Source organism: Dehalococcoidia bacterium, from assembly GCA_035310145.1.
Lineage (GTDB): Bacteria > Chloroflexota > Dehalococcoidia > CAUJGQ01 > CAUJGQ01 > CALFMN01.
On record DATGEL010000091.1, the window covers coordinates 24,103 to 33,227 of the forward strand.

The following is a 9,125-nucleotide window of genomic DNA, read 5'->3' on the forward strand; positions in this document are numbered from 1 at the left end:
CGGCCGCATGGAGTAAGATACTGGTGGCAGCAGGGGGCGCGGTCATGCCGGACAAGTTCGAGCGTGAGATCGACGAGATTCTTCGCAAGATCGACGATTTTCCGCGCGGGCCAGTTCCCCTTCACCGTCGCCGTGGCTTTGCCCGCCGTATCGCCGGCTGGCAGCGTGCCCTGGCCGTACGCGCCGCGCATATCAGCGTCGGGCAGGTGATGCTTGCGGCGATGGTGCTGATGATCGGCTCGTATCTGCTGCGCAGCGCCTTTCACGGTGTCTGGCAATACGGGCTGCTGCTCGGGCTCATCCTGTTCTTCACGGCGTTCATACTCTCGCTGCGCGCCGGCGGCGGCTCGCGTGGCGGCGAGCCGTACTTCCGCGGCCGGCCGCGCAGCTACTACGAGCAACCGGGCAGCGGCTCACTCGACCGGCTGCGGGCCTGGTGGCGGCAGCGCCGCCAGCGCTGAACGGAAGCCGGCCGCCAGTTCCGCGGCCGGCGCCCTTCCCGGCCATCCGGCGATCACCAATTTCGGCTGCGAGGCACGGATGCGCCAGCGTACGGTTCTCCGCTCGGTCCTGCTTGTGCCGGCGATCTGCATCACGCTGGGGCTGGGGCTGGCCTGCGGCTCGGGCGGTTCGTCCAAAAACAGCCCGAATTCGAAGAGCCTGAGCCAGCCGCAAAACGCGCCCACGGCGACCGTGCCGCCCTCGCTTCCGTCACCGATCGCCGCGAGCAGCGTCGTCGGCGGCACGACCAGCAACGGCCCGGCGCCCGACACCTACGTGGTGAAAGCGGGCGATACGCTCGGCGCGATCGCGGCGCAGCTCGGCGTGTCGGTCTCGGATCTGGCGACGGCGAACGGCATCACCGACCCGGCCCGTATCCAGGTCGGTCAACAGTTGAAAGTCCCGCGGCCGGGGCAAACGCCGGCGCCATCGGCTTCCCCGGCGGCAGGCGGCACGCCGCCGCTCTCTCCGATCGGCGCGGCCCCGACCTCCGCCAGCGGCTCCGTGGCGATTCCCCCGACGGGCGGCGCCCCCTCCGGCGGCGGCACGCCGCGGGCCGGACCCTCTGCCGCCGCGCTCACGCCAGCAGGCGGTACGCCCGGCGCCCCGGGCGCCGCCGGCGAGTACACCGTGCGCTCCGGCGATACCGCGTGCAAGATCGCCCGTGCGAACGACATATCGGTCGCCGAGCTGGCCCAGGCCAACAACATGACAACAGATCAGATTGCGCGGCTTTCGATCAACCAGTTGCTCAAGATTCCGCCGGCGACGGGCCACCGTGACTGCTAGGCGCGAGTAACGGTTGCGGCGCCGCGCTCGGCGGCCCAGCCCGAGGGCAACAGGAAGCGCCAGCCCTCCCGCCACGCAAACGGCGCATCCACCAGCTCTTCGAGCCACCGCCCGCCCAGCAGACTCTCAAGCGCCCAGCGGTTTGCCGAGTGCGAGATGATCAAAACTCGCTTCTGGTCCCAGCCCGCCGCCAGGTCACGCAAGAAATCGCTTGTCGAGGCAACGACCTGGCGATAGCTTTGGCCCCCCGGAAAGGGAATGTCGATACGTCGCGACCGTTCCGCGGCCAGGCGAGCAACGGGCATGCCGTTCAGTTCGCCGTAGTTGCACTCTCGCAAGCGCGCGTCCCGCCGGATGGGGACGTCGCTTCCTGCGAAGGCGATGCGCGCCGTTTCCAGCGCTCGCTCCAGGTCGGAGACGAATACCACCGCGAACCCTCCACCGCGGCGCCGCTCGCCCAGCTCGGCCGCGAGCCGCCGGCCTGCTTCCGAGAGCCTCCCCGGCAACCAACCGCTGGCGAGACCGGCCTCGTTGTCGGTGGAGATCGAGTGGGTTTCGAACCAGATCTCGACGGTCATCGCTCTGCCTCCGTGGCGCCCGCGACGGGCCGATCTATCTTCGCACAGCCGCGGCGTGCCGCTGAGATCGCACCCCGCGGGCGGAGATGGTATCAATGCAGAGGTCACCGGCGGCGATGGCGTGCGCACGACACGCTGGGGGCCGCGGTCGTCGTGGCCGCGACCGAGGGATGGCATGGACGCGGTAGCGGACCGGCCCCTGGGCCGGGTGCGAGTGTTGGAGATGCCCGGTGCGGAGGGGGCGCTGTGCGGCCGCAGCTTCGCGGATCTCGGCGCCGACGTGATTAAGATCGAACCGCCCTCGGGCGATCCCTCGCGGCGGCTGCCGCCCTTCTCCGCCTCGGGCGGCAGCCTGTACTGGGCCGTCTATGCGGCCGGCAAGCGCAGCGTTGCGCTGGATCTCGAGACGGAGCGGGGCCGCGCCCGGCTGCTGCGGCTGGTCCGCATCAGCGATGTGCTGATCGACACGGATCCCACCGGACGCCAGGCGGCGCTGCACCTCGACTATCCGCGCCTGTGCGAAGAGAATCCGGCGCTGGTGCTGACCTCGATCTCGCCCTTCGGCCGGAGCGGCCCGTATGCGCGGCGCAAGGGCTCCGATCTCGTGCAGTTCGCGATGAGCGGCTATCTGCACATGACCGGCCCCGCCGGCGGCCCGCCGCTGAAGGTCTCGGCGCCGTACCAGACCTGGCTGCACGGCAGCATGCACGCCTTTGCCGCCACGCTGCTGGCGCTGCGTCAGCGACGGCGCACCGGCCACGGCGCCGACGTCGACCAGGCGCTGCGCGATACCGGCGCCTGGATGCTGACGCACACCTACCAGTTTTGGGACCTGCTCGGCGTGAATCTGACGCGGCAGGGCGCGAGCCGCGACATGGGCGGCGTGCTGCGCCTGCCCACGATCTGGCCCGCGCGCGACGGCCACATCATCTGGCTTTTCCAGACCGGGTACATCGGCGGCAGCCGCATGCGCCAGCTCGTTGCCTGGATGGCCGAGCACGGCATGGCGCCGGCATTTCTGCATGCGATCGAGTGGGAGAGCTTCGACCTGCTGGGCGCGGGCGCCGCCCAGCGCGATCAGCTCGTCGCCGCGTTCACCGCGTTCTTCGCGGCGAAGACGCGGGCGGAGCTGTTCGCGTGGGCGCTGCCGCGCGGTGTGATGCTGGCGCCGATGCAGACGCTGCGCAACCTGGCCGACGATCCGCAACTGTCGGCGCGCGGCGCCTGGCTGCCGCTGGCCGCGGAGCAGAGCGCTGGCGCGCGCCTGCCGGGCGCGCCCGTGCGCATGAGCGCCGCCCGCTGGGAACGGCGCGGACCGGCTCCCGCGCTGGACGAGCATAACCACGCCGTGCTGGGCGACCTGCTCGGCGAGGCTGTCGTCGCGGCCGCCGGCGACCATGAAGCCGCGGCGAGCCGGGGCAGCACGTCGTAGCGCGGACCGCCCAATCCTCACCGTGATTCGCGGCTGCCGTGCCGCGCGCCGCGAATCAGGGAAGCACTTCGCGCGTCCAGCGCAGGGCATCGACGTGGATGCCGCCGACGGCGCACTCCCAGTGGAGATGCGGGCCGGTGGAGAGGCCCGTGGTGCCGACGAGGCCGATGTTATCGCCGGTGCTCAGCGCGTCGCCCAAACTGACCCTGATTGCGGAGAGGTGGGCGTAGCCGGTGTACATGCCCAGGCCATGGGCCACGGCCACGAAGTTGCCCCGCTCGGCGAGCGGCCCGGCGAAGGCCACCTGGCCCGGCGCCGCGACCGGCACCGGCGTGCCGGCGGGCGCGGCGATGTCCACGCCCGAGTGGTGACCGCTGACCGGGCCACCGTTGTAGGAGCGCGCCTGGCCGAACTGCGTCGTGATCTCGCCCTGGATCGGCTGCACCAATAACCCGTGCCAGAGCGGCGGCGTGCTCGCCGGCAGATACGTCGCACGCAGCGCGGCGAGCTCCTGCGCCACCACACCGGGATCGAGCAGGCTGTTCAGTCCCGGCGGCAGCACGATCTGATCCACGGGAAAGGCCGTGGGCGTGACGGTGACGGGCAGATCGTAGCTGTAGGATCCGAGGCCGGACGACGAGGCGTCGACGTGCACGTTGTAGCTGCCCGGATCGATCTCGATTTCGGAGTCGACCGGCTGGCCCGCGCCGATGATCGCCACCAGGTAGGCGCCGTCGGCCACGAGCGGAAACTGCCAGCCGTTGAAGGTGGCGACGGCGCTGTCGGCGTAGTAGGAATGCAGGTGCAGCGAGAAGGCGCCGGCCTGGGCGATCGTGTCCGTCGAAAGAAAGGTGAACGGCGCGGCCTGCTCGGGCTGCACCAGCACGGCCGTGCCACCACCGCGCGCGGTTAGCGCACGCCGCCCCGCGAGGGCCGAGCCGGCGATCACGCCCAACGAACCCAGGCCGAAGAGGAAGCCGCGCCGGCTGATCGTGGCGCGGGGATCGAGCGATGGAAGCACAACGCCGCACTCGGGAGAGATCTCGCCTCGCCAGTCTACACGCACCTGTTACGATCGCTCAAAGGCGGGGAATGGTGCCGCGGCAAGCAGGAGCAGACGGCGTGCGCGGACCGGCCGTAACGACGCGTTATCGTAAGGCGTTACGTCGTCTGCTATACTCCCTGCAAGCTCGCGCAAGCGCCCAGATGGCGCGTCTTTTCGGTGCTTGCCATGCCCGCGGGTTCGGCCCACGGGCCAGTTCGACGCCGGCTCGCCGGCGGGGCATGGCTGCGGCCGGTGTGGTGTGTGGAGGGTAGCGGCGGTGGAAGACCCGCGCTCGATCGCTGAAGGCATCATCAGCAACGTCGAAAAGGTGATCGTCGGCAAGACGGATGAGTTGCGCCTCACGCTCACGGCGCTGCTCTGCCAGGGGCACGTACTGATCGAAGACGTGCCGGGCGTGGGCAAGACGATGCTGGCGCGCAGCATCGCCCGCTCCACCGGCTGCGTGTTCAAGCGCATCCAGTTCACGCCCGATCTGCTGCCGACGGACGTTACCGGCGTTTCGATCTACAGCAACAAGACGGACGACTTCGAGTTTCGCGCCGGGCCGATCATGGCGCAGATCGTGCTCGCCGACGAGATCAACCGCGCCACGCCGAAGACCCAGTCCGCCCTGCTTGAGGCGATGGAAGAGCGCCAGGTGACGGTGGACGGCGTCAGCCGCAAGGTGCCGTCGCCGTTCATGGTGCTGGCGACGCAGAACCCGATCGAGTACGAGGGTACCTTCCCCCTGCCCGAGGCGCAGCTCGACCGCTTCATGCTGCGCGTGCATCTCGGCTACCCGAGCAAGACCGACGAAATCGTGATCATGGACCGGCAGCAGATGGTCCATCCCGTAGAAGAGCTACCGCAGGTGACGGACGCCAGCGAGGTGCTGCGCCTGCAAACCGCCGTGAAGGCTATCTACGTCGATCCGCTCATCAAGCAGTACATCGTCGAGATCGTCGAGGCCACACGTAAGCATGAGGCCGCCTACCTGGGCGCCTCGCCGCGCGGCTCGCTGGCGCTGTACCGGACCACACAGGCATTCGCACTGCTGACCGGGCGGGACTTCGTGATCCCGGACGACGTGAAGGCACTGGCTTACGCGACGCTCGGCCATCGCATCATCGTCAGCCCTTCGGCGCGCGTGAAGAACATCAGCGCCGCCAGCGTGGTCAGTGACTGCCTCAGCCGCGTGCCGGTTCCCGGCGCCAGGGCGCGCGGCGGCGCCTTCTCCGCCAGCTAGCGGCTTCGCAGGAGCGGGCCAGGTGCCCGCCGTTCCGCGGGTGCACAGCATGCACGGCTTTCGCCGCTTCCACGTTCAGCGCTCGGTGCCGATCATCGCGCTGCTGCTCATAATCTGCATCGGCTTCGCGCTGGCAACGGGTTTTTGGCTGCTGTTCCGCCTTGCCTACGTGCTGCTCGCCGCCGTGCCGCTCTGCTATCTGTGGGCACGCTTCAATCTCAGCCAGCTTGACGTCTCGGTAGAGCGGTTGATCGACCGCGCTCAGGTCGGCCAGAGCACCGACGAGCGCATCACTGTGCGCAACAAGGGGCTGTTCCCCAAGGTCTGGCTCGAAGTGGATGATCCCACCACGCTGCCCGGCCATCGTGCCGGCCGCGTGATCACGCTGGGCGGAAGGCAGCGCCGCTCCTGGCGCACGCAGGCGCAGCTCACGCGCCGCGGCGTGTTCACGGTCGGCCCGCTGACGCTCACCAGCGGCGACCCGTTCGGCCTCTTCCGCGTCAGCCGCCAGTACGGCCGGCAGTCGTCGATCATCGTTTATCCGCCCTACTACGACCTGCCGCACTTCACCGTGCCGCCCGCGAACCTGCCCGGCGAGGGCCGCTTCCGCAAGCGCACCCACTACGTCACACCAAACGCTTCGGGCGTGCGCGAGTACGTGCCCGGCGACAGCTTCAACCGCATCCACTGGCGCAGCACCGCGCGCGCCGGCAAGCTCATGGTCAAGGTCTTCGAGCTGGACCCGGCCAGCGATATCTGGATCGTGCTCGACATGCAGGGCCGCGTGCAGGCCGGCAGCGGCGACGAGAGCACCGAGGAGTACGGCGTCAAGGTCGCGGCCTCGGTGGCGCGGCATTTCCTTAGCCAGAACCGCAACGTGGGCCTGATGCTCTACGGCGAGCGGCTGGAGATCGTGGAGGTCGAGCGCGGCGGCCAGCAGCTCACCCACATACTCGAGGCGCTCGCCGTGGCACGCGCGGTCGGCGATGTGCCGGTCGGCGATCTGCTGAACGTCGAGGGCAAGCGTTTCGGCCGGCACACGACACTTGTGGTGATCACGCCGTCTGTTGACGAGGCCTGGGTACTGAGTCTTTTGCAGCTCACCGGCCGCGGCGTCAAGGTCGCGGTCGCGCTGCTGGAGGCGAGCACCTTCGGCGCCAACACCAATCCGCTGCTGGTCGTCGGCGCCCTGGCGGCGGCGGATGTCTGGACCTATCTCGTGAAACGAGGGGACAATCTCTCGTCCTCGCTTGCGCCGAGCGGCGACGAGACGGTGCAGACGCCGAGGCTTTCATGAGTTCGCGCGGCCCGGCGCTGCAGAGGCGAGCGGCAAGATGAGTCAGGCGAACTGGATCGAGTGGTTTCGCGATCAGCCGGCCGATGTGGAACGGCCGAAGCCGCTCTGGGAGCGGCTGCCCCCCTGGGCCACGAACTGGGAGTCTTGGCTGACCTTCGCGGTTGTCATGCTCACCTTCCTGAGCGTGGCGCGCTCGATCGACTCCGCCCACTGGGTCGAGGGTATGCCCTCCCTGGTGATGATCAGTTTCCTGGCGCTGCTCACCGGCTTCGGCCTTTCGAAGATCAAGATCAACGAACTGTTCCTGCATCTGCTGGCGATCCTGACCGGTGTGCCGGTGGTCGTCGGCTTCGCCCTGAGCTTCATGGGTGAAACCTCGCTGGGGCCGGGTCTCTCGCATTTTTGGCACCGTTTCGGCGACTGGATCGACGTGATCCGCACGGGGGGCATCACCACCGACAACATGCCCTTCGTGACGATCGTCCTGGCGCTGACCTGGATCGCCGCCTATCTCTCCGCCTGGGCGATCTTCCGCTGGCGCAACGCCTGGCTGGCGCTGATTCCCGGCGGCATGGGGCTGCTGACGAACATCAGCTACCTGCCCGGCCAGTTCAGCGCCGACTTCGTCGTCTTTCTCTTCGGCGGCATGTTGCTGGTGATGCGCGTGAACCTGCTCAACCGCGTGCGCGATTGGCAGCGGCGCGGTATCGCCGTCCCGCAGTTCCTGAGCCTGACGCTGCTCAACATCACAGTCTGGATCGGGATCGCCCTGCTGATCGTCGCCTGGTGGGTGCCGCTGGCCGGCGAGTCGCGGATCTTCGCCAGTGCCTGGAACAGCCTCACCAGCCCGCTCGATAACGCCAGTGCCGACTGGAGCCGCCTGTTCAACAGCATCGACGCCAAGCGCGAAGTGCCGCTGCACAGCCTCGGCGCCACGCTGCCGCTGCAGGGTAAAGTCACGCTCAGCGACCGGGTGGTGGCCGAGGTCGATTTCGGCGATCAGTCCAACCAGGGCCGCAATCTGGTCGCCACCCGCTATGACGTGTACACGCCCGCTGGCTGGAAGCGTGGCGCCAGCGAGGCGGGCACGATCGGCCCCAACGGCGTCAGCACCGCGGACGCGCCGCCCGTCGACAAAGACGTATACAAGGACCGCAAGGCCGTGCCCGCCGACGTGATCGTGGACACGCCAAACGGCGTGCTCCTGAGCATCGGCCAGCCGCTGCAGGCATCGATCGACGGCCGCGCCGATGTCGTCAACATCGGCACCGTGGCCGACGTGCGCGCGATCCATCCCAAGAAGGATCTGAAACGCGGCGACCAATACACGACCGTGGGCAGCATCTCGGTGGCGCCGGAAGAGAAGCTGCGAGCCGCCACAACGGAGTATCCGGACTACATCAAGCAACGCTATCTGCAGTTGCCGGCCGAGCTGCCGCAGGAGGTGCGCGACCTGGCCGTCAACCAGTCGGCAGCCGCGAACAATCCCTACGACAAGGCGCGCGCGATAGAGGATTACCTGCGCAAGTTCCCAAACACGTACGACATCCCGATCGTGCCGCCCGGGCGCGACGCCGTCGACGTCTTCCTCTTCGACACGAAGAAGGGCTACTCCGACTACCAGGCGACGGCGATGGTGGTGCTGCTGCGCGCGGTGGGCGTGCCGGCGCGGCTGGCAACCGGCTATTCGGTGCAGGAGTTCGACCTGAACACACACCGCTACATCGTGCGCGAGAAGGACGCCGAGTCCTGGCCGGAAGTCTATTTCCCCGAGTACGGCTGGGTTGAGTTCAGCCCCTTCGCCGGCGCGCCGCTGGTGTCGCGGCCCTTCACCGGCTCGGACAACGGCAGCCAGGCGGACGAGTCGCCGGATATCAAGTTCGGCGCCCCGATTTTCGCCGGCCCGTTCGGCCCCGAAGACATTCCCGGCGAGGGTGAGCTGGGCGGGGCGTTCAAGGTTCACCATCCGTTCAACTGGCTGCCGGTGTACCTGGGGCTGACGCTGCTGGCGGTGCTGCTGATCTGCGGCGGCATTCTGCGCCTGGCCTGGGAGTGGGGGCTGCGCGGCCTCGATGCGCCGGTGAAGACCTGGGAGAAGACGCTGCGGCTGGCGCGCTGGACGCGGCTGAGACCGAAGGCCAACCAGACACCGAACGAGTTCGCCGGCGAGCTGACGCGGCGCACCAGCCTGGAGGCCGAGCCGCGTGTGGTGGCCGAGAGCTTCGCCCGCACGCGCT

The 9,125-nt window shown here is 68.7% G+C and carries 8 protein-coding genes; 6 read left to right on the forward strand and 2 right to left on the reverse strand.

All coding sequences use genetic code 11. The annotated features are described in order from the left end of the window. Nucleotides 1-23: 23 nt before the first annotated feature. The gene (locus tag VKV26_16880; protein ID HLZ71579.1) at nt 24-461 is read left to right on the forward strand and encodes a hypothetical protein; all 438 of its coding nucleotides are present in this window, start codon (nt 24-26) and stop codon (nt 459-461) included. A gap of 79 nt (nt 462-540) precedes the next feature. Further along, nucleotides 541-1,290 (forward strand): LysM peptidoglycan-binding domain-containing protein, encoded by a 750-nt coding sequence (locus tag VKV26_16885; protein ID HLZ71580.1) that lies wholly within the window; start codon nt 541-543, stop codon nt 1,288-1,290. On the opposite strand, the gene VKV26_16890 is transcribed toward VKV26_16885, so the two are convergent. After that, a complete protein-coding gene (locus VKV26_16890; GenBank protein HLZ71581.1) occupies nt 1,287-1,868 on the reverse strand; it encodes a histidine phosphatase family protein in 582 nt (193 codons plus the stop codon). The two genes, VKV26_16885 and VKV26_16890, sit on opposite strands and share 4 nt — an antisense overlap. Before the next feature lie 175 nt (nt 1,869-2,043). Between VKV26_16890 and VKV26_16895 the strand changes: the two genes are divergently transcribed. Beyond that, nucleotides 2,044-3,300 carry a CoA transferase gene (locus VKV26_16895; GenBank protein ID HLZ71582.1) on the forward strand — a complete coding sequence of 419 codons (1,257 nt, stop codon included), beginning with the start codon at nt 2,044-2,046 and terminating at the stop codon, nt 3,298-3,300. A 55-nt stretch (nt 3,301-3,355) separates the two neighbouring features. Here VKV26_16895 and VKV26_16900 read toward each other — a convergent pair whose 3' ends face one another. Beyond that, the gene (locus tag VKV26_16900) at nt 3,356-4,366 is read right to left on the reverse strand and encodes a M23 family metallopeptidase (GenBank protein HLZ71583.1); all 1,011 of its coding nucleotides are present in this window, start codon (nt 4,364-4,366) and stop codon (nt 3,356-3,358) included. 256 nt (nt 4,367-4,622) lie between these two features. On the opposite strand from VKV26_16900, the gene VKV26_16905 reads away from it, so the two are divergent. From VKV26_16905 to VKV26_16915, 3 genes are all read left to right on the forward strand, one after another. Continuing rightward, the gene (locus tag VKV26_16905) at nt 4,623-5,591 is read left to right on the forward strand and encodes a MoxR family ATPase (GenBank protein HLZ71584.1); all 969 of its coding nucleotides are present in this window, start codon (nt 4,623-4,625) and stop codon (nt 5,589-5,591) included. Nucleotides 5,592-5,613: 22 nt separating this feature from the next. Continuing rightward, nucleotides 5,614-6,888 (forward strand): DUF58 domain-containing protein, encoded by a 1,275-nt coding sequence (locus VKV26_16910; protein ID HLZ71585.1) that lies wholly within the window; start codon nt 5,614-5,616, stop codon nt 6,886-6,888. Between the two features lie 37 nt (nt 6,889-6,925). Next, nucleotides 6,926-9,125: transglutaminase domain-containing protein (locus VKV26_16915; GenBank protein HLZ71586.1), on the forward strand; the 2,200-nt coding region annotated here is incomplete at its 3' end.